15 protein-coding genes are annotated in these 18,421 nt (G+C 64.3%); 13 read left to right on the forward strand and 2 right to left on the reverse strand.

Features of this window, described 5'->3' with window-relative positions; translation table 11 throughout:
• Nucleotides 1-6: 6 nt before the first annotated feature.
• Nucleotides 7-726 carry a FadR/GntR family transcriptional regulator gene (locus ACQ4LY_RS08285; protein ID WP_431075539.1) on the reverse strand — a complete coding sequence of 240 codons (720 nt, stop codon included), beginning with the start codon at nucleotides 724-726 and terminating at the stop codon, nucleotides 7-9.
• Nucleotides 727-938: 212 nt separating this feature from the next.
• On the opposite strand from ACQ4LY_RS08285, the gene ACQ4LY_RS08290 reads away from it, so the two are divergent.
• The 9 genes from ACQ4LY_RS08290 (at nucleotide 939) to ACQ4LY_RS08330 (ending at nucleotide 11,134) form a co-directional block, all read left to right on the forward strand.
• The gene (locus ACQ4LY_RS08290) at nucleotides 939-1,793 is read left to right on the forward strand and encodes an MBL fold metallo-hydrolase (RefSeq protein ID WP_431075541.1); all 855 of its coding nucleotides are present in this window, start codon (nucleotides 939-941) and stop codon (nucleotides 1,791-1,793) included.
• On the forward strand, nucleotides 1,790-2,428 hold the full coding sequence (locus ACQ4LY_RS08295) for a bifunctional 4-hydroxy-2-oxoglutarate aldolase/2-dehydro-3-deoxy-phosphogluconate aldolase (RefSeq protein WP_431075542.1): 639 nt from the start codon (nucleotides 1,790-1,792) through the stop codon (nucleotides 2,426-2,428). The genes ACQ4LY_RS08290 and ACQ4LY_RS08295 overlap by 4 nt, the downstream gene beginning before the upstream one ends.
• Nucleotides 2,421-3,368 (forward strand): sugar kinase, encoded by a 948-nt coding sequence (locus ACQ4LY_RS08300; RefSeq protein ID WP_431075543.1) that lies wholly within the window; start codon nucleotides 2,421-2,423, stop codon nucleotides 3,366-3,368. The genes ACQ4LY_RS08295 and ACQ4LY_RS08300 overlap by 8 nt, the downstream gene beginning before the upstream one ends.
• A 327-nt stretch (nucleotides 3,369-3,695) precedes the next feature.
• Entirely contained in the window at nucleotides 3,696-4,979 is a 1,284-nt protein-coding gene (locus tag ACQ4LY_RS08305; protein ID WP_431075655.1) for an ABC transporter substrate-binding protein, read from the forward strand.
• Nucleotides 4,980-5,032: 53 nt separating this feature from the next.
• Nucleotides 5,033-5,971 carry an ABC transporter permease gene (locus ACQ4LY_RS08310; protein WP_431075544.1) on the forward strand — a complete coding sequence of 313 codons (939 nt, stop codon included), beginning with the start codon at nucleotides 5,033-5,035 and terminating at the stop codon, nucleotides 5,969-5,971.
• Nucleotides 5,968-8,550 carry a dipeptide ABC transporter ATP-binding protein gene (locus tag ACQ4LY_RS08315; RefSeq protein WP_431075545.1) on the forward strand — a complete coding sequence of 861 codons (2,583 nt, stop codon included), beginning with the start codon at nucleotides 5,968-5,970 and terminating at the stop codon, nucleotides 8,548-8,550. The genes ACQ4LY_RS08310 and ACQ4LY_RS08315 overlap by 4 nt, the downstream gene beginning before the upstream one ends.
• A complete protein-coding gene (locus ACQ4LY_RS08320; protein ID WP_431075546.1) occupies nucleotides 8,504-9,259 on the forward strand; it encodes an RraA family protein in 756 nt (251 codons plus the stop codon). The genes ACQ4LY_RS08315 and ACQ4LY_RS08320 overlap by 47 nt, the downstream gene beginning before the upstream one ends.
• Entirely contained in the window at nucleotides 9,256-10,014 is a 759-nt protein-coding gene (locus ACQ4LY_RS08325; RefSeq protein ID WP_431075547.1) for an SDR family NAD(P)-dependent oxidoreductase, read from the forward strand. Before ACQ4LY_RS08320 ends, ACQ4LY_RS08325 begins: the two co-directional genes overlap by 4 nt.
• A gap of 31 nt (nucleotides 10,015-10,045) precedes the next feature.
• The gene (locus ACQ4LY_RS08330; protein ID WP_431075548.1) at nucleotides 10,046-11,134 is read left to right on the forward strand and encodes a glycoside hydrolase family 5 protein; all 1,089 of its coding nucleotides are present in this window, start codon (nucleotides 10,046-10,048) and stop codon (nucleotides 11,132-11,134) included.
• Between the two features lie 83 nt (nucleotides 11,135-11,217).
• On the opposite strand, the gene ACQ4LY_RS08335 is transcribed toward ACQ4LY_RS08330, so the two are convergent.
• On the reverse strand, nucleotides 11,218-11,964 hold the full coding sequence (locus ACQ4LY_RS08335; RefSeq protein ID WP_431075549.1) for a FadR/GntR family transcriptional regulator: 747 nt from the start codon (nucleotides 11,962-11,964) through the stop codon (nucleotides 11,218-11,220).
• 186 nt (nucleotides 11,965-12,150) lie between these two features.
• Here ACQ4LY_RS08335 and ACQ4LY_RS08340 point away from each other — a divergent pair, with 186 nt between their 5' ends.
• From ACQ4LY_RS08340 to ACQ4LY_RS08355, 4 genes are read left to right on the forward strand one after another with little or no spacing between them, the layout of a single operon-like run.
• Entirely contained in the window at nucleotides 12,151-13,683 is a 1,533-nt protein-coding gene (locus ACQ4LY_RS08340; protein WP_431075550.1) for an ABC transporter substrate-binding protein, read from the forward strand.
• A gap of 53 nt (nucleotides 13,684-13,736) precedes the next feature.
• On the forward strand, nucleotides 13,737-14,771 hold the full coding sequence (locus tag ACQ4LY_RS08345) for a mannonate dehydratase (RefSeq protein WP_431075551.1): 1,035 nt from the start codon (nucleotides 13,737-13,739) through the stop codon (nucleotides 14,769-14,771).
• Entirely contained in the window at nucleotides 14,768-17,320 is a 2,553-nt protein-coding gene (locus ACQ4LY_RS08350; RefSeq protein ID WP_431075552.1) for a hypothetical protein, read from the forward strand. The genes ACQ4LY_RS08345 and ACQ4LY_RS08350 overlap by 4 nt, the downstream gene beginning before the upstream one ends.
• Nucleotides 17,320-18,393, forward strand: coding sequence for a glycoside hydrolase family 38 C-terminal domain-containing protein (locus tag ACQ4LY_RS08355; protein ID WP_431075553.1), 1,074 nt, complete (start codon nucleotides 17,320-17,322; stop codon nucleotides 18,391-18,393). The genes ACQ4LY_RS08350 and ACQ4LY_RS08355 overlap by 1 nt, the downstream gene beginning before the upstream one ends.
• The last annotated feature ends 28 nt before the right edge of the window (nucleotides 18,394-18,421 follow it).

An 18,421-nucleotide genomic window follows, 5' to 3' on the forward strand; every position in this document is an offset into this window, starting at 1 on the left:
AAATCATCACTTCGAGAAGTGAGGACGTGTCGCGTCGGGCGCTTCCAACCCGGTGCGAGCCTGGGCGAGGTGGTCGGCCATAGCCCGTGCTGCCGACCTCTCGTCCTCCTGCCGAATGGCATCGAGGATGGACACATGCGCCTCCACGATGCTGTCCAGGCTGCCGCCGGTGCCCACCCATCCGCTCCACACCCGTCGGCGTAGACGGCGGAGCACCGGTTCGAGCGCTTCGAGCGTGAGCTCGCACAGATCGTTGGCGGTGGCGCGTGAAACGGCGGCGTGGAAGGCGACATCGGCGGCGTGCAGCTCCTCGGAGTCACGCACGGTGCGCATCTGGTCGACGGCTGTCTGCATCGCGATCAGGTCGTCGTCGGTCCGGTGCGTGGCCGCGAGCTGAGCGTTGCCGACCTCCACGATCTCTCGGAACTGCTGCAGGCGCTCGTCTTCGATCTCGACGCCTGCGACGCGCAACGACAGCAACTGTGCGAGGTGAGAGGAACCAGGAACGGAGACGGTGGTCTCCCGACCCTGTTGCCGCTTCAGCAGGCCGATCGCAGCGAGGCCGGCGATCGCCTCCCGGATCACAGGAACGCTCACATCGAGCATCTCGGCGAGCTCGGATGTCGGCGGGAGCGCGTCTCCATCGCGAAGGCGACGCCCATCGATCAACTCGACGATCGCCTCGGCGGCCTGCTCAGTCAGCGAGCTTCGTCGGAGTGACGACATGTCTCGACCCCCTCGTCTGGCCTTCATCACAGGCGTGACGTCTTGTTGCCAACTTATCTGATTCTCATATAAGTTAACTCCGGCCGCAACTCTCCCGATCGTGAGGACATTCCAGTGATCAGTGTCTTGATACTGCCGATACCCCGACAGGGAGTCGAGCGAATACGGGCTTCGAATGAGCGTCGCCGAAGCGGGCGGGGATCATGGTGACCATGATCGAACCCGTGTTGGCGGGCACGGCGCTTGCGCGGGAGATCCGCACGACCGTGCCTGATCCGGGGTCCGTTGCAGTCTGGCGTCTCGGTCAATCGGGCGTCGTGCTCCGTTTCGCGGGGAGCACCGTCCTCATTGACCCTTATCTCAGCAACCATTGCGAAGCAGTGCTCGACGCTCCTTTCGACCACCGCCGGCTCACGCGCAGTCCGCTTGACCCCGTCGAAATCGACATGATCGACCTCATCGTCTGCAGTCACGACCACCTCGACCACCTCGATCCTCCGACCATCCGAACGCTCGCGCGACAGAATCCCCGAGCTCGGATCGCAGCACCGGGCCCGAGTGCTGCAACGCTGCGTGGGCTGGGCTGGGAATCGAATCGCATCCTCTTGTTCGATGACGGCTTCGACATCCGCGTCGGCCACCTGCGCGTCGAATCGTTCGCCGTACCCCACGACGATTTCGACGAAGGGCCGGACGGGCATCCCTACCTGGGGTGGATCGTGAGCGAGGGAGGCGTCCGGGTCGCTCATCTCGGCGACGCCCGCGATCATGGGCGGATTCGTGCGGCTCTCCGCGGCGAGCCCGTCGATCTCCTTCTGGTGCCGATCAACGGGCGCAGCCCGCATCGATCGGCAATGGGGTTCGCGGGGAACATGAGTCCCCTCGAAGCGGTGCGTCTTGCCCAGGATTGCCACGTGCGAGTCACCGTCCCGATGCACTACGACATGTTCGCGCAGAACGTCGACGAGGGAGCGCTCGATGATTTCGCCGCCGCCGCAGCCGCGTCGGGAATCGAGTCGATCGCGCTCCCTGTAGGCGGCCTGCACATTGTGAGCAGCGGCCGATGAGCGATGCGCTGAGTGCGTTGCGTGAATCTCGGCTCGTCCCGGTCGTCACGATCCACCATCCGTCCGAGGTCGAGCCCATCGCCCGTGGACTCGCTGATGCCGGCATCCGTTGTATCGAGATCACCCTGCGCAGCGCGCTCGGACTCTTCGCCATCCGACAGATCGTCGAGGCAAGCATCCTTCACGTCGGGGCGGGGACCGTTCTCGACGAGGAGAGTCTTCACGCCGCGGTGGACGCCGGCGCCGAGTTCGCCGTGAGCCCTGGTCTCGACGAGGGCATCGTCGCAGCGGCCCGTCGGCGCGGTGTGCTGGCATTGCCGGGCGTGGCGACGGCGACGGAGATCCAGCGAGCGCGACGCTCGGGGCTCGACCATGTGAAGGTGTTCCCGATCGCTTCGATCGGCGGCATCGGGGCGATCGAGGCCCTCCACCAGCCGTTCGCCGGGATGTCGTTCATGCCGAGCGGTGGGGTCACGGCCCAGACGGCGAACGACTTCCTCGCGCATCCTGGCGTGTTCGCCGTCGGCTCCAGCTGGCTCGTGCCGAAAAGGCGCGACGATTCGCTTTACGCCGAGGTCCGCGCCCTCGCCGAGGACGCGCTCCACGCGTTGGATCCGGAGGGTGAACATGCATGACATTGTCACGATCGGGGAGTCTCTCGGGCTTCTGCGAGCGGTGCCGCCGGACGGGGTCGAGATGGCCGGGTCCCTCAGGCTCGGTGTCGGCGGCGCGGAGTCCAATGTGGCGATCGGAGCGAGTCGCCTCGGAGCAGATGTGATGTGGATCGGTCGCGTGGGCGACGATGAGATCGGACGACGCGTGGTTCGCGAACTCAGAGCGGAGAACGTGCGGACCCAGGACATCGTCGATGCCGATAGCGCGACGGCCCTCATGCTCAAAGAGGACCGGGGCTCGGGACTCTCGCGCGTGCGCTATTACCGGACTGGGAGTGCAGGGAGCAGGCTCACTCCCCGCGATCTCGACCCCGCGTGGATCGCCGGGGCACGCCTCGTCCACCTGACCGGCATCACCCCGTCGCTCTCGCCTGGCGCGGAAGCGACAGTATGGCAGGTTCTCAGCATCGCCGAGCAGAACGGTGTGCCAGTGTCCTTTGACGTCAACCACCGCAGCACCCTCACACGGCATCGCGAACCGGCGCCGATGTATCGAGAGATCGCTCGGCGGGCGACCATTCTCTTCGCAGGGGAGGACGAGGCTCGTCTACTGGTGCCGTCAGCTGAAGGGCGCCAATCGCTGCTCGAGGGGATGGCCGCCCTCGGTCCCCGTGAGGTGATGCTCAAGCTGGCAGCAGAAGGGTGCCTCGCTATGATCGACCGCGCATATTTCGAGGTGCCGGCGTTTCCCGTCGATGTCGTGGACACGGTCGGGGCGGGAGACGCATTCGTGGCGGGCTACCTTGCGGAGCGGGTCCGCGGGAGGTCGGCTCTCGAGCGCCTTCGAACAGCGGCATTCTGTGGCGCTCGCGCCTGCATGGGCCCCGGCGATTGGGAGCACGCCCCGCGACGCGCGGACCTCGCCGCCGCCGATGCTACCGGCGACACCGTTCTTCGTTGATGGGACGAACAGCCACTTGACACATAACAACTTGTCATAGAGGATGAGAAGTGGCAACGCTGCCATGCACGCTTCAAGGAGGATGCTGTGTCCCAAAGAACTCGCTTCGGGGGAATCGCCGTCGCGGCTGCCCTCGTCTTCGTCCTCATCGGATGCGCCGGCGCAACGGAGAACAGTGAAGGGACGGAGCAGGCTCTGGACATCGGTGTCATCACGGATGTCGCCTCTTTCGATCCATCACAATCGGACGTTGGACAGTTCTTGCAGTTCCTGCAGCCCTCGTACGACACCCTGATCCGGCTCGATGACCAGGGCGAACTCCAGCCCATGCTCGCGACAGCATGGAAGTACGTGGACGACAGCAATGTCGTGCTCCAGATCACGATCCGCGATGACGTCCAGTTCTCCGACGGCACCCCGTTGACCGTCGACGCGGTGATCGAGTCGCTCAAGCGTTTCAAGGCGTCAAACGGACCGCGCGCCAGTGCTCTCGCCTCTGTCGAAAGCTTCGAAGCCGTCGACGATTCGACACTGACTCTCCACCTCTCCGAACCCGACCCGGCGCTCGCTCACAATCTCGCCCTCGTTGCAGGAATGATCACCAATCCCGACGTCGAGGCCGGCGAACTCACCAGTATTCCCGCCGGAACCGGCCCCTACATCCTCGACCTCGATGCAACCCGTCGCGGCGATGTGTACGTCTTCACGCGGAATCCCGGATATTACGACAGCGAGTCCTTCCCTTTCGACGAGGTCAATCTGCGAGTGCTCACCGATCCGACTGCTCGGATGAACGCCATCAAGACAGGGCAGGTCGACGCGATCTACGGCGCGCCGTCTCAGCTGGGTGAAGCGCAGGCGTCCGGACTGACCGTCGTCTCTTCGCCGGGCGATTGGCAGGGGCTCTTCTTGATCGATCGTGACGGCGTCCTCACTCCGGCGCTCGCGGATGAGCGCGTGCGCCAAGCCATCAACTACGCGATCGACGGTGACGCCATCCTCGACACAGTTGCTTTCGCCCAGGGCACTCCGACGACTCAGATGTTCTATCCGGGCACCGGCGCTTACGACGAGGCGCTCGACGATGCCTACCCCCACGATCCCGAGAAGGCGCGAGAACTGCTCGCGGAGGCAGGATACGCCGACGGCTTCGCGCTCGTGATGCCCTCCTTCGACACTTTCCTTCCCGAGGTGTATCCGATCATCACCCAGCAGCTCGCGGAAGTGGGCATCGACGCCCAGTTCCAGCCAATTCTCGGGTCAGCCGGATTCGGCCCGATCCTGGGCGGGGACTATTCCGCCTTCTTCATGAGCTGGGGGGCCTCGCAGAACTGGCTCGACGCCACGCTGCTCCTCAGTGGATCCGGGGGTTGGAATCCCTTCCACGTGGCAGATCCTCAGATCGCCGATCTTCTGTCGCGCATCGCCGCGAGCAGCGGTTCCGAGCAGGATGACCTCTACGCGCAGCTCTCAGCCTACGTGGTGGAACAGGCCTGGTTCGCGCCGTTCTACGTCATAAACAACCTGGCATTCGTCGGACCCGATGTGACGGTGACGGCGCAGCCGCAGCAATCGAACCCAGCCCTTTACAACTACAAGCCGGCCAAATGACGAATCCCGTCGAGAGTAGCCAGACGATCTGCTCTCCGCGGGGGAGGTAACCAATGTTCATCTTCGTACTTCGCAGAATCGGCGCGGCCGTCGTGCTGATCTTCGTCGTCTCGCTCGTGTCGTTTCTGCTCACTCGGCTCAGCCCGGGAGACCCGGCTCGAGCGATCCTCGGGATCAGCGCCACCGAAGAGCAGATCGCGGCCAAGCGCTCCGAACTGGGGTTGGATCAGAACATCTTGGCGTCGTACTTCGAGTGGCTACGCCACGCGGTCACCGGCGACCTCGGAAACTCCTGGTTCACGAACCAGTCCGTCGCTGCCTCCATCGGGACGAGACTGCCGGTCACATTGTCCATCACCGTCGCCGCAGTCGTACTGGCAGGCGTCGTCGGAATTGGTCTCGGGCTTTGGGCTGCGGCGCGCCGAGGACCGGTCGATAGCGCCATTCAGCCGTTCGCCGTCCTGGGGTTCGCCATTCCGAACTTCATCGTGGCGATCGTCCTCATCACCGTCTTCGCCATCAACCTCAGACTGCTCCCGGCGACGGGCTGGGTGGATCCGTCCGATGATCCCGGGGCGTGGGCGAGGTCGATGACGTTGCCGGTCGTCGCGCTGGCGGTGGCCGCGACGGCGGCGGTGGCACAGCAGACCCGGAACGCCGCGATAGCGACTCTGCAGCAGGATTACATCCGCACCCTGCGGGGTCGTGGGCTCGGAAACAGCTCCGTCTATCTCCGTCACGTGCTGAGGAACTCTGCGCCGGTGGCACTCACCGTGCTGTCCCTGCAATTCGTCGGTCTGCTCAGCGGTGCCGTCGTGATCGAGTACATGTTCGCGCTGCCCGGAATCGGCGCGCTCACCGCAAGCGCCGCCGCGCAGCAGGACCAACCGGTCGTCCAAGGTGCCGTGATCACGGTCGTGATCGCGGTCGTCCTTGTCAACCTCCTCATGGATCTCGCCTACGCCTGGCTCAACCCGAAGGTTCGCTCATGACTCTCCCTCCCGACACCGTGACCTTGGCTACGGCGTCCATCGTTCGTCGCTCCGCCGCCCAGCGGCTGGTGCGGAGTCCCGGCATGCTGATCCCCGCCCTGGTGCTGCTGCTCATCATCGTTGCCTGCGTGCTCGCCCCGCTCTACGGATTGCCATCCCCGGACTTCGCCGACGTCTCCGCCGTCCGTCAAGCGCCCAGCGCGGATCATCTGCTCGGAACGGATGCCTCGGGGCGCGACGTTCTCAGCCGCCTTCTCTTCGGTGGCCGGATCTCGCTGCTCGCTGGGCTCACGGCGACGGCGGTGACTTTCGTCCTAGGGGTGCCGCTCGGGCTCGCTGCCGGCTATTTCGGCGGGACCCTGGATGCCGTCGCCAACTGGATCTCCAACCTGATCCAGGCGCTTCCGGCGATCGTGGCTCTGCTGGCAGTCTCCGTGATCATCGGAGCGAGCCCGATACCGATCATGGCTGTCTTCGGCGTTCTGATGGTTCCGGGAATGTTCCGCCCTGTCCGCGCCGCGGTGATCGATGTTCGCCAGGAGCTGTATATCGACGCGGCGAAGGTCTCGGGGATCGGCGACTTCTCGATCATGGGCCGTCACATCCTCGGCGTGATCTTCCCTGTCGCATTGATCCAGACAGGATTCCTGTTTGGCGTCGGGATCATCGTGCAGGCGGGACTAGAGTTCATCGGCATCGGCGAGACCGGATCTTCGAGCTGGGGGGCGATGCTCGGCGACGCGTTCACGGACATCTACAACGCTCCGTTCTTGCTGGTCCCGCCAGCCCTCGCAATCACCGTCACCGTGCTCTGTCTCATTCTTCTCGCCTCCGTCGGGCGCGATCTGATCAGCGACGGTGCGAAGCCGTCCAAGAGACCCAGGCGAGCGAGGGCTACTGCCCCCGCTGCTCCCGTGTCACGCGATGAGGGAGCTCTGCTCGAGGTGCGCGACCTCGTGATCGAATACCGTCTGGACGGGGCGGACCGGCGGGTCGTCGACGGCGTCGGATTCTCGGTATCGCGAGGCCGAGTCCTCGGCCTCGTCGGCGAGTCGGGGTCAGGGAAGACGCAGACGGTTCTCGGCGTGCTGGGTCTGCTCTCGGCCGGTGGAGCCGTCACCTCGGGGTCGGCGGTCTTCGAGGGTCGGGATCTGACGCAGGAGAGTGCGGCCGCGCTCGGCGCGATCCGCGGACGCGAGATCGGATACATCCCGCAGGAACCGATGTCGAACCTCGACCCGAGTTTCACCGTCGGCAGCCAGCTCATCGAACCGATGCGGCGGCATCTGGGGATCTCGCGGCGAGCCGCACGCGCCCGAGCTCGGGAACTGCTGGAGCGAGTGGGGATCGCCGACCCCGATCGAACCATGGACAGCTACCCGCATCAGATCTCCGGTGGAATGGCGCAGCGAGTCCTCATCGCCGGGGCGGTTTCCTGCGATCCGAAGCTGATCATCGCGGACGAACCGACGACAGCTCTCGACGTGACCGTTCAGGCCGAGGTTCTCGATCTCCTTCGCTCACTCATCCGAGAACGCGATATCGCAGTCGTCCTCGTCACCCACGATTTCGGCGTCGTCGCCGATATCTGTGACGACGTCGTCGTGATGCGCGACGGACGCGTGAGGGAGTCGGCCCCGGCTCTGCGACTGTTCGCGCAGCCGGAGGATCCGTACACCCGCACCCTGCTGGCGGCGGCGCCCGCCCATCTGCCGCCGCGCGAGGCGAAGACACTCGATTCGGCGGAGCAGCTGCTGCGCGTGGATGATCTCGAGGTCACCTACCCTGGGCGACGAGGGCAGACGTTCGTCGCCGTGAACGGGGTCTCGTTCTCTATTCAGAAAGGCGAGACCCTGGGGTTGGTCGGGGAGTCCGGCTCGGGGAAATCCACCATCGGGCGCGCCATCCTCGGACTCGCGCCCGTGACCGGCGGAGAGATCCTGTGGGACGGCGGGAGTATCGCATACGCTGACCGCAGTCGGCGGCGCGAGCTCAGCTCTGACATACAGGTCGTATTCCAGGATCCGTACAGCTCATTGAACCCGGCGATGGCGGTCGAGGACATCCTCGTCGAACCTCTCCTTATCGATCCCGAAGTGACCCGACCCGATGCGCTCAAGAGGGTCCGAGCACTTCTCGACGCGGTGCATTTGCCTCAGGATGCCGGACGCCGTCGGGCCCGAGAGTTCTCGGGAGGCCAGCGTCAGCGGATCGCAATCGCGCGAGCCCTGTCGCGCGCGCCGAGATTGATCATCTGCGACGAAGCGGTCAGTGCGCTCGATCTGTCGACGCAGGCAAGCGTGCTCGACCTCTTCTCGGAGCTGCAGCAGCGAACCCAGGTGGCCTACCTCTTCATCTCCCACGATCTCGATGTCGTCCGCCACATCGCGGACCGCACGGCGGTGATCCAAAAGGGCGTCTTCGTTGAGGTCGGAGACAGCGAGGACGTCGCGACGAACCCGGTGGACACGTACACACGTCGATTGGCTGCGGCGTCTCCGTATCCCGACCCGATCATCCAGGCAGAGCGGCGTGAGCGCCGGACCGCCGATCTCGCATCCCTCAGTGATGGGGATTGAACTCATGGAAGGTACTCACATGGCTGGCGAAACGATTTCGAGCACAGGGTCGATCGCGGATGACGCGGCGCGTCTGAACCTGATCCGCACCGAGCTGTACACCCCGGTCGTGGGTGACATCCTGGACAACCTCGGCTACCGGCGCCAATTCCTGCCCCCCGGTATCCGAGGAATGACAGACGAGATGAAGGTGGCGGGCAGGGCGATGCCGGTGCTCATCGCGGATGTCACCGGTCCGCAGAAGAGACCCTTCGGCAAGCTCACGGAGGCTCTCGATCAGCTCTTGGCCGGCGAGATCTACATCGCACAGAATGCGACCATCCCCTGTTCCGCTTGGGGTGAGATTCTCACCGCCACGGCACGACAGCGTGGAGCGGTTGGCGCGGTGGTCGACGGGTATCACCGCGATACCCCGCGCATCCTGCAGCAGGATTTCCCTGTCTTCAGCCGAGGCGCATACGCCCAGGACGCAGCCGTTCGCGCCTCCGTGCTCGACTACCGTTGCACGATCCGATTGGGCGATGTGGAAATCGAGCCGGGGGATCTGATCTTCGGTGACATCGATGGCGTCGTCGTCATTCCGGCTGCCGTGGAGGACGAGGTCATCGAGCGCTCGTTGGCCAAGGCTCGCACGGAGAACGTCGTCCGGACGGCGATCGAAGCAGGCATGAGCTCGACCGAAGCGCTGCGCATGTACGGGGTGCTGTGACCACGGCGTCGTTCCCCGACCTCCCGGGCGCTGTCGCGTTGGTGACCGGGAGCACCCGCGGCATCGGAGCAGGTCTGGCGGCCGCGCTCGAAGCCGCGGGCGTACGCGTGCTCCGCCACGGGTCCGGTCAGTCGGACGTCGCGGCGATGGAGGAGGTCCTCCGCGCAGACCTCTCTGATGATGCCGGAGTGGCGCAGTTGGCTCGTCTCGTGGCCGAACGGACGGATCGCCTTGACCTGCTGGTCAACAACGCGGGCGTCGAGGTTCCTCGTGCGCTGAAGGACCTCGACGGTGACATCCTGCGTCGAACGCTCGATGTGAATCTCGCAGCACCCGTTCTTCTGACCAGAGCCTTAATTCCTCTCCTGTCGAGCGGACGAAACCGATCCGTGGTCAACATGACGAGCATCCACGACGAGGTGGCGTATGCGGGAAACATCGCGTACGTCGCATCGAAGGCCGGGCTCGAGGCCGCAACCCGCACGATGGCGCTCGAACTTGCGGTGCACGGCATCCGGGTGAACTCGATAGCCCCGGGAGCTATCGAGACCGACATGAACCGGGAGGTCATCGAGCAGATGGGGCGACACAACTTCGAGTCCTGGATTCCCCTGAAACGGGTCGGCGCGATCGATGACCTTGCCGGGGCGCTCCTCTACCTGGCTTCCGATGCCTCGCGCTACGTGACCGGATCGCGCCTGGTCATCGACGGCGGCTACAGCCAGGCGCTGCTGCGGTATGGACTCGACACCTGACCCCCTCCCCAATCCCAGAGAAAGGCATCCCATGAGCACCGCAACGATCCCGCGCTGGCGCGGCTTCAACATCGTCGATCTGTTCTCAACGAGCGTTCGATGGAAGGAGTTCTTCCCGATGGACGATGGCGTCATCGCCGAGGAGGACTTCGTCATGATCAAGGAACTCGGATTCAACTTCGTTCGGATTCCGATGTCCTACCTGTTCTTCGGCAAGGGCCCCTTCGGTCGGATTCCCGATCCGGAGCGGCTCACTCTGCTCGACCGCGTGATCGAATTCGGCCAGAAGTACGACATCCACGTCATGCCAGGCTTCCATCGTGCACCCGGGTACTGCGTCACCGCCGGCTCGCAGTTCGACTTTCCCGAGAGAGGGAGCCTCTTCACGGAAGACGAAGATCTGCGGGACTTCGTGACATGGTGGCGGACACTGGCCGAGCGGTATGCGCACGTGCCGTCGGAGGCGCTCAGTTTCAACTTGGTCAACGAGCCGTTCAACATCGATGATGCGACCTTCGAGCGCACGTTCCTCCCTGTCATCGAGGCGATCGAGGCGGTGAGCCCCCATCGACTCATCCAGGTCGAAGGCAGCTTTGTCCTCGACGGCTCGTCCATCACGCTGCGCCCCGCTCCGAAGAGCATCGCGACCCGGCACAACGTCGTCAACTCGGTGCACCTCTACCACCCGATGACGCTGACCCACTACGAATGCCCGTGGGCCGAAGGGATGGTGTCGGAGGACCTCGAACCCCCGTCCTGGCCGTACCAGCCGTCTGTCCGCGAAGGGGTCGAGCGAACACTCACCGGAGACGACGCGAAGCGCTGGGACAAGGAAGCTCTTCGCGAGCTCCTCGCTCCGTACCTCGACCTCGCCACCGCCGGATACCGCGTGCATGTCGGAGAGATGGGGGCGTACTCGAAGGTCGCTCACGACGTGTACATCGCGTACGCGAAGGACGTCGTCTCGCTCCTGGACGAGTACGGCCTCGGCTACGCGATGTGGAACTTCCGAGGTCCGTTCGGTGTCATGGACACGGGCCGAACTGATGCCACATCGGAGGATTTCCACGGGCATCAGCTCGACCGTGCACTGGCCGACGTGCTCCGAGGGAGCGACTGACTCGGTAGCTCAGCGGCGGCATGGCGCTCGGTCGACACCTGCGAGGAGTGACGGCCGAGCATCACGCCCCATGGGTCGCCTGCTCAGTGAGCCGGAAACCCCGCGCGGGGGTCGACCGGCTGGTCGCCGCGTCGGATCGACTCTTCCAAACCGACACGCGCCTGGGCGAGGTGGGCGGACATCGCCTCGGCCGCGGAAGGCTCGTCGCCTTCGCGGACAGCGTCGAGGACAGCGCGATGAGCATCGAGAATGGCGGTGAAGCCGCCGCCCTGTGTGACCCATCCTCCCCAGACCCGCCGGCGGAGCCGAGCGAGAAGTGGTTCGAGAGCGCCTAGCGTAAGCTCGCAGAGGTCGTTGTCCGCGGCCCTCGCCACTGCGGCATGGAACGCGACATCTGCTCCGTGGAGCTCGTCCGCGGTCGTGGCGCCGGCGAGGTCTCCCATCGCCTGCTCCAACGAGGCAAGCGTCTCGGTCGTGCGATTCCGTGCGGCGAGGCGGGCATTGCCGACTTCGACGATCTCGCGGAACTGCTGCAGCTCTTCGTCGTCGATCTCTGCTCCAAGTACGCGGAGGCTGAATAGTCGGCTCAGATGGGAGGAGTCCGGGGTAGCGATGGTGGTCTCTCGCCCCTGCTGTCGCTCGAGGAGTCCGATCGCCGCCAGGCCGGCTACTGCTTCGCGGACGACGGGAACGCTGACATCCAGCATGGTCGCGAGCTCGCCGCTGGCGGGGAGTCGGTCGCCCGCCCTCAGGTTGCGTTCGGCGATGAGCTCGATGATCGCCTCTGTGGCTTGGTCGGTGAGTGAAGTGCGTTTCAGTGATTGCGGCATTGTCGTCCAGCTCCTGGCGCAACGTGTTGATCGCGCTCGTCTGCTTCACAGGTTAGCAACTCACCTCATATGTCGTGAGGCCTGCCACACGGCTTGCGACAGGAGAGATCTTCTCAGATAACAACTACTATGATAAGTTGGTGAGCAGCAGGACGTCACCATTCACTGGCATTCAAGGAGGAAGCCGTGTCCCGAGGAAGATTCATCGGCGGAGTCATCACATCCGTGGCGATCGTCGTCGCACTCGTCGGCTGCGCGGGAGGTGCGACCGATGACGCCGACGACAGCCTCGACGACAAGGTCCTGACGATCGGAACGACATCCGACGTCGCGAGCTTCGACCCGGCTCAGGTCTACTACGCGAACGCCCATCAGTATCTGCTCCCCGCCTACGACACCCTTATCCGTCTGGATGAGAACAATCAGCTCGTGCCCATGCTTGCCGTGGAGTGGGGTTACCTGGACGAGGACAAGAAGGAATTCGAGCTCACGCTGCGCTCCGACGTGACGTTCTCGGATGGCACGCCACTCACCGCGGAGGTCGCGGCCGCCTCCCTGCAGCGATTCAAGGAGGCGAACGGGCCAGGGGCCAGCGGCCTCGCCACGGTCGAGTCCATCGAACCAGTCGACGATGAGAAGTTGAGACTGACGCTGTCGATGCCCACGCCGTCACTCGAATACGTCCTCACGCAGGTTGCCGGGATGATCACGAACCCGGCCGCTGCGGCCGATGAGCTCGCGAGTGTTCCCTCCGGTGCGGGGCCGTACGTGCTGGACGAGGAGGCGAGCCGCCGCGGCGACGTCTACGTCTTCGTCCGAAACGACGACTACTACGACTCCGAGAGCTTCCCGTACAGCGAGATAGACCTTCGTGTCGTGACAGACTCCACCGCGCGCCTCAATGCGGTGAAGACGGGGCAGATCGATGTCACCTATGGCATCGCCTCCCAGTTGTCGGAGGCCAAGGCATCCGGGCTCAACGTGGTCTCAGCACCCGGCGACTGGTACGGCGTCTTTCTGAGCGATCGCCTCGGTGCCAGCACACCGGCACTCGCCGATGTCCGTGTGCGTCAGGCCATCAATTATGCGATCGATGGGGATGCGCTCCTGGAGACCGTCGGCTTCGGGGAGGGCACCCCGACCACGCAGATCTTCGCCGCAGGCACCCCCGCATACGACGACGGGCTGAACGACGCCTACCCGTTCGATCCGGACAAGGCGCGAGATCTCCTGGAGGAGGCCGGCTTCGAGGACGGATTCGTTCTACGGATGCCGTCGCTGGACTCGCTTCTTCCTGAGGCGTACCCGATCGTGCAGCAGCAGCTCGCGGACGTCGGCATCACCGTCGAATACGACCCCGTCACGGCCTCCGCAGGGGTCACGCCGTTTGTGAGCGGTGAGTACAGCGCGTACATCTTCCTCTGGGGTGCTTCGCAGAATTGGATCGATGCCACTCAGTTGCTGAGCGCCGCAGGCCCTCTCAACCCGTTCCGTGTCGACGACCCGAAGGTGTCCGCTCTCATGGCGGAGATCGCCGTCGCGCAAGGGGACGAGCAGGAGGCGCTGTATCGGGAGCTGTCGGACTACATCGTCGAGCAGGCATGGTTCGCGCCGTGGTATGCCGGCAACACCCTTACCTTCGCGGGTGCGGACGTCGAGGTGACGCCCCAGCCGCAGGCGAAGCTGCCCCCGATCTACAACTACCGACCGGCAGACTAGGCACGCGCGGAACTCTTCGATCGCTCCCTGCAGTACGTCAGAAAGGTGTCGGCATGATCCGGCTTTCCGAGTTCCTGTCCCCGCGGCCCGAGCCACTGTGGGACCTCATCCGCCAAGCCGGAGTGATGGATGTCGTCGCGGTGTTGCGTGGAGGGGAGCAGGAGCAGCGGATGTTCGCCTCGCTGCACCACGGTCATCAGGGGCGGCACGCACAGGACCATGTGCCGTGGAGTGAAGCATCGATCGCTGAAGATCAGGCGGTCTTCGCCGATGCGGGATTCAGCGTCGCGGCAATCGAGGACACTGTGCCGATGGACCGCATTCGACTGGGGCTTCCCGGCCGCGACGAGGACATCGAATCCGTGATCGAGCAGATCCACGCCATGGGCAATCTCGGAATCGGCGTCCTCTGCTACAACTGGATGGCCATCTCCAGCTGGTCTCGGACCTCGATCGACAGGCCTGGTCGGGGAGGAGCGCGGGTGACCGCCTTCCGTGCGCGGGATGCTGACGCTCTCCCGGATGTCGAGGGATCTGCGGTCGAGCCCGAGCAGATGTGGAGTGCGCTCGAATATTTCCTGCACGCCGTCATACCGGTCGCTGAGCGGTCCGGAGTGCGGTTGGGAATGCACCCCGATGACCCGCCTCTGCCACGCCTGCGCGGGGTCTCTCGCATCATGGGATCGGCCGACGCCTTCCGTCGGCTGCTCGGCCTCGACCCGTCGGGCCACAACGGCATCACCTTCTGCCAGGCGAACTTCGCGCTCATGGAGAGAGACGTGCCCGCGCTGATCCACGAGTTCGGCTCGCGCATTCCGTTCGTGCACTTCAGAAACGTGCGCGGCACGGCGGACGATTTCGTCGAGACCTTCCACGATGACGGCGATATCGACATGCTGGCGTGCATGAGAGCCTACGCGGAGATTGGCTTCGATGGTCCGCTGCGTCCGGATCACGTTCCGACGATGGCAGGCGAGAGCAATGCGCGCCCCGGCTACGAGAGTCTCGGCCGACTCTTCGCCCTGGGATACACGCGGGGACTGGCACAGGCGGCGTACGGCGTCGATGCGGCGGGAGGGCTCCGATGAACGCGGCCACCACCGAGCCGAAGAGGATTCTCATATACTTCGACGAGCCAAATCCGACATGGGGCTACCTTCCCTGGTTGCTCCACGACCCTCTCCTGCTCGCCGAGCGGATGATCCTGACCGAGACGCGGGTCGCCTCTGCGGACGGAGGGCGATTCGAGCCCGACCTCTCGGCAGCCGTCGTCCGCTCGTTCGATCTGGTCATCGTGCCGTTCCCGCATACGATCCGGGACGAGTTCGTCGGTGATCTTCTGTCTTACCTCGACACGGGCGGTGCTCTCTTCCTGGTTCAACCCTCGACCGCCACGGGCGAGCTCCCTCGAGCGATCGCCGACCGGGCCGACATCCGAGATGAGGGATGGGTGGCGGAGTTGCCGTATCATTCCTTCTCGCTGACCGCCGAGCATCCCGGTGCGCGCGTGCTGGGAGTCCCCGAGGGAACGAGCGCCTACCCCCATGCGAAGCACGCTCGTCACCCGAGATACTCGGCCGACGGTGCTGCCGTCCTCACTCGCATCGGCGGTGGAGGAGACCCTGACCTCGTCGTCTCCTCGTCATCGCGGATCATGCTCGCCGCGACTGATGTCTTCGCCGATCTGCAGGCGCACGAGAAGGAGACCCTCGACTATTACAGATACCGGCGCGCCATCGGCTACCTGATGCTCAACGGCATCCGCGAACTTCTCGGTTACGGCTTCGTCGTTCAGCCGATCCAGAAGCCGCAGCAGCGCTGGAGCGACATGTTCTCGGCGTATGCCGCAGGCAAGGCCCACGTCATGTCCGTGCGCGACGTCTTCCCGGAGCGGCTGTCGCCCGAGGAGGCATTGACTCGACTGCACGACGCGGATTCGCTCATCGAACGCTCTGTTCGTTCGCTGACCGGGGGGCGCCTCGATGAGGGGCGCGAGCACTACGACGCGGCGATCCGCATACTCTCCGAGTGCATGGCCGCCATGACTCAGGTCGATCGCTTTCTCATACGCGGGTGGCAGGCCAACGCCCTCTTCGACCATGACTACGGAGGAGGGCTGCTCGGATTCGCTCAGACGCAGTGGATGGATCTGCTCCTCGAATGGATGACGATGCAGCTGGACTGGATCACCCGGTCGGGTGCGAAGCGCGTGCATGCCATCGCATCGATGACGTGGGAGATCATGGCGAAGTACTATCCCGAAGAGGTCCGGCAGTTCGCTCGGGCCACCGACGAGGGTCGACTCGAGGCAGTGAGCGGGCTCTACACGCAGGCGTACCTTCCGCTGCTGTCGGCCGAGTCGAACGTCCGGCAGTTCGCGCTGGGTCACCGGGCACTTCGGAGCATCCTCGATGCGGATGTCGAAGTCTTTCTCGAACCGCGCGATCATTTCAACTTCCATCCTCAGTTGCCGCAGATTCTCAAAGGCTTCGGTTTCGAATACGCCATCCTGAGATGCCTGGGACACCTGGGTGAACTGTCGCCCGTTCTCGCACATCGGATCCGCTGGCGGGGACTCGATGGCACGGAGATCGAAGCAGTGCCGACGTATGAGGGCATCCCGAGTCCGCATCTGCCGCAGTTCTGGTTGGACGCCGAACTGCTCGGGAAGGCCGACGCGCTCGGGTATCCCTCGCTGCTCCTCGGCGACTCATTCGACTCGACCCTCGATTTCCCGGGGGAGAAGGAGCACACCTTTCTGAACGCCGTCGCGCCGGTCGCGGGCACATGGGTGACTGCGAGCGAATACTTCGAGCACACGACGCCCGCCGAGCAGTCCATCTACTTCGGCGTGGATGACCTCTACGCGCGCCTGATGGAGGTGTGGTCGAGTTTCGGCTGCCTGAACGAGGCCTACGGCTGGAACCGGGATGTCGAGGCGAGGATACTCTCCGCCGAGAAGTTCGGTGCCGTGGCATCCCTTCTGTCTGATCGAGCGAAAGAGCGCTCACGTGGGGATCAGCAGAGTCTCGAGGGCGCATGGAAGCAACTGCTCGCGACCCAGGATCGGATGGCGCTCGGTGCCCCGAACTACGACGAGCAGACTCCGCCCTTCCCCCTCGAACCGGGGGGTGAGAGGGCGGCCAAACACTATTGGGGTTTCCACCTCGGGCTTCTGCCGGAGCGGGAGAAGTTCAACACGATGGGTATGGAGAACCTTCAGGAGATGCTCACCGAGAACTATGCGGGGCCCATGGTTCCGGTGAGCCGCTATCAGAAGGTCGTGGAAGCGATCGAGTCCAGCCGATCCTCGGCGGATCGGGTCCTCGGCGACGCGCTGAGCTCGCTTGCGTGCAGGATCGGCCCGCCGAAAGATGACGGTCTCGTCCCCGTCGTTGTCTACAACCAGCTCGGCTGGCGCAAACGCGACATCATCACACTGGAGCGTGAGTTCCCTGCAGGCCGGATCCGCTCGTTTATCGTGCTCGACGGTGAGATCGAGGTGACCCATCAAGTGCTCTCTCAGCAGACGCACCCCGACGGAAGCATCAAGACAGTGAACTTCCTGCTGATGGCCGATATCCCGTCGATGGGATACAAGACCTACTTTCTGAAGCCTGTAGAGGAGCGAATCTGATGCGAAAACCTCCGATCCTCGAGGCGAGTGATCACCACCTGGAGAATGACTTCTACATTGTGGAGCTCGATGCTCACCACGGCGGAGTCCGTCGGATCTTCGATAAGGAGCTGCAGGTCGAGCTCCTGGATACCTCGGAGCACTACGGAAACGAACTGTACTACCCCGGGGATCCGCGCGTCAGTTCGACGGATGCCCGCGCCGAGGTGCAGCTCGTGGAGAACGGTCCGCTCCGAATCACGACCAGGGTGCGCTCCCGAGTGGGCGATGCACCGTACGAGTGTGCCATCAGCCTGTCCGCCGACGTTCGGCGCGTCGATTTCGCCCTGGACATCGACTACGGCCGCGGAGTGGAGTACGGCGAACATCGTCTGAGCCTCGATATCCCCCACTTCCCCGACATGACGGGTGCCAAGGTGGTCCTCAAGGACGGCACCGGCCTCTCCACCCTCTTCCCCCTGGCCTTCTCAGGGAAACTGTTCATCAATCAGCCGTTCGGAGTGTACGAGACCGAGAAGAAGGACCAGTTCTCGCTCGACTTCGCAGACGTACACCAAGGGGACTACGGCATCGGTCTGCTGCATCGGAATACGCCGGGGTACCACTACGACGGCAGAATTCTGGCGCTGCATCTCGCTCAGGGGCGGCCACTCGTGGTGGGCAAGCAGAGTTACCGGTACTCGGTACACAGTCACCGAGGGGACCCCGTGGCCGCGCACGTGTTCCGGGCAGCGCAGAACGCGAGTACGCCCTTCGACGCGGTGTGGACGAAGGAACTGTCCGGGCGGCTTCCTCAGGAAGGATCTTTCGTGAGCATCGATCACGAGAACGTCGTGCTCTCTTCGATGTACGCCGAGGGGGACAGCATCTTCGTACGCTTCTATGAGAGCGACGGCGACGCCTCGAGCGTGCGCGTCGAGATGCCGTGGATCCAGTCGGGCGAATTCCTCAAGGTGCAACTCGACAACCAGCCGGTGCATCCAGTCGTTTTCGCTGACGGGGCCCTCGAGCTCGACTTCGCGCCGTGGGAGATCGTCACCGTCGAGATGAGGAAAGTGGAGGTCCTCGCATGACGCACGCAAAGGCGAACGCCGCAACCGC

Origin of the sequence: Microbacterium phyllosphaerae, from assembly GCF_050628115.1 — a bacterium.
GTDB classification, from domain to species: Bacteria; Actinomycetota; Actinomycetes; order Actinomycetales; family Microbacteriaceae; genus Microbacterium; species Microbacterium phyllosphaerae_A.

Excerpts from the sequence above, each read along its gene's own strand:
- ACQ4LY_RS08330 (WP_431075548.1), top strand. The coding sequence starts at position 10,046 with ATGAGCACCGCAACGATCCCGCGCTGGCGCGGCTTCAACATCGTCGAT.
- ACQ4LY_RS08285 (WP_431075539.1), bottom strand. The coding sequence starts at position 726 with ATGTCGTCACTCCGACGAAGCTCGCTGACTGAGCAGGCCGCCGAGGCG.
- ACQ4LY_RS08300 (WP_431075543.1), top strand. The coding sequence starts at position 2,421 with ATGCATGACATTGTCACGATCGGGGAGTCTCTCGGGCTTCTGCGAGCG.
- ACQ4LY_RS08295 (WP_431075542.1), top strand. The coding sequence starts at position 1,790 with ATGAGCGATGCGCTGAGTGCGTTGCGTGAATCTCGGCTCGTCCCGGTC.
- ACQ4LY_RS08290 (WP_431075541.1), top strand. The coding sequence starts at position 939 with ATGATCGAACCCGTGTTGGCGGGCACGGCGCTTGCGCGGGAGATCCGC.
- ACQ4LY_RS08350 (WP_431075552.1), top strand. The coding sequence starts at position 14,768 with ATGAACGCGGCCACCACCGAGCCGAAGAGGATTCTCATATACTTCGAC.
- ACQ4LY_RS08305 (WP_431075655.1), top strand. The coding sequence starts at position 3,696 with ATGCTCGCGACAGCATGGAAGTACGTGGACGACAGCAATGTCGTGCTC.
- ACQ4LY_RS08315 (WP_431075545.1), top strand. The coding sequence starts at position 5,968 with ATGACTCTCCCTCCCGACACCGTGACCTTGGCTACGGCGTCCATCGTT.
- ACQ4LY_RS08335 (WP_431075549.1), bottom strand. The coding sequence starts at position 11,964 with ATGCCGCAATCACTGAAACGCACTTCACTCACCGACCAAGCCACAGAG.
- ACQ4LY_RS08310 (WP_431075544.1), top strand. The coding sequence starts at position 5,033 with ATGTTCATCTTCGTACTTCGCAGAATCGGCGCGGCCGTCGTGCTGATC.
- ACQ4LY_RS08355 (WP_431075553.1), top strand. The coding sequence starts at position 17,320 with ATGCGAAAACCTCCGATCCTCGAGGCGAGTGATCACCACCTGGAGAAT.
- ACQ4LY_RS08345 (WP_431075551.1), top strand. The coding sequence starts at position 13,737 with ATGATCCGGCTTTCCGAGTTCCTGTCCCCGCGGCCCGAGCCACTGTGG.